Raw genomic sequence first — 1,632 nt, 5'->3', positions numbered from 1 at the left:
GAAGGCCGGCGCGGCGTACCTGCCGATCGATCCCGCGTACCCGGCGAACCGCATCGCGTTCATGCTGGCCGACGCCGCCCCCGTCGCGACGCTGACCACCGGGCGGCTCGGGGCGGGCCTGCCCGCGTACGGCGAGCAGGTGCTCCTCGACGATCCCGACGTGATGGCAGCGATCGACCGGCTCGACGACGGCGCGGTCCACGACGGTGACCGCCTCGCGCCGCTGCGCCTGGCCCACCCGGCGTACACGATCTACACCTCGGGGTCGACCGGACGGCCGAAGGGCGTCGTGGTCCAGCACGACAGTGTCTGTCGTCTGCTCGGCTGGGCCGCGGCCCGGTTCGCCGCCGGGGAGTTCGCGCGGGTGCTGGCGGCGACGTCGCTCAGCTTCGACGTGTCGGTGTTCGAAATGTTCGGGCCGCTGGTTACCGGAGGCGCCATCGAAATCGTCCCGGATCTGCTGGCGCTCGCCGACGCGGCCGCCGGTCCGTGGGCTGGGAGCCTGATCAGTGCGGTGCCGTCCGCCGTCGCGGAGCTGCTGGGCACCGGCGCCGCCCCGGCGCGGGCCGGTACCGTCGTGCTGGCCGGTGAGGCACTGACCTCGGCTACAGTCGCCGCCGTGCGCAGCGCCCTGCCGGACGCGGCGGTGCTCAACATCTACGGTCCGACCGAGGCGACGGTGTACGCGACCGCGTGGACCGCCGGACCTATCGACACGGTCCCGTTGATCGGTGGGCCGATCTGGAATGTGCGGGCGTATGTGCTGGATGCGGGGTTGGGTGTGGTGCCGCCGGGGGTGGCGGGTGAGTTGTACCTGGCTGGCCCAGGCTTGGCGCGGGGCTATCTGGGCCGGGCCGGTCTGACCGCGCAGCGGTTCGTGGCGTGTCCGTTCGGGTCCGGTGAGCGGATGTACCGCACCGGTGACCTCGCCCGTTGGCGGCCGAACGGGGAGCTGGAGTACCTCGGTCGGGTCGACGACCAGGTGAAGATCCGTGGATTCCGGATCGAGCTCGGCGAGATCGAAGCCGTGCTCGCCGCACAACCCGGCGTCGACCGCGCCGTCGTCATCGTCCGCGAAGACCGACCCGGCGACCGCCGCCTCGTCGGCTACATCATCCCCGAGCCGGGTCGCGACCTGGACCCGGCTGACATCCGGGCCGCCTGCGGACAGGCGCTGCCCGGCTACATGGTCCCCACGGCGATCGTCGCCATCGACAGCCTGCCCCTGTCGGTCAACGGCAAACTGGACCGCCGGGCGCTGCCCGCACCCGAATACACCGCCGGGCCGGGCCGGGAACCCTCCACCCCGGCCGAAGCCGCCCTGTGCGCCGCGTTCGCCGACGTCCTCGGCATCGACACCGTCAGCATCGACGACAACTTCTTCGACCTCGGCGGACACTCACTCCTCGTCACCCGCCTCATCAGCCGCATCCGCGCCACCCTCGGCATCGAACTCGACATCCGCGCCGTGTTCGACAACCCCACCGTCGCAGACCTGGCCCGCCTCATGGACCGGGCCGGCCGCGCCCGTTCACCGCTGCACCGGGCAACCGAGCGACCCGACCGGCTGCCGCTGTCCTTCGCCCAGCAACGACTGTGGTTCCTCAACCAAATGGAAGGACCCAGCCCCAC

1 protein-coding gene is annotated in these 1,632 nt (G+C 71.9%); it reads left to right on the top strand.

Translation table 11 applies throughout. The features are described 5' to 3' along the window. Positions 1-1,632, top strand: a 1,632-nt coding sequence (locus AC5L3Z_RS29465; protein WP_494846634.1) for a non-ribosomal peptide synthetase, incomplete at both ends; no start/stop codon positions are given.

This window comes from Micromonospora sp. LZ37, from assembly GCF_059359015.1.
This window is presented reverse-complemented; position numbering and strand designations above follow the sequence as displayed.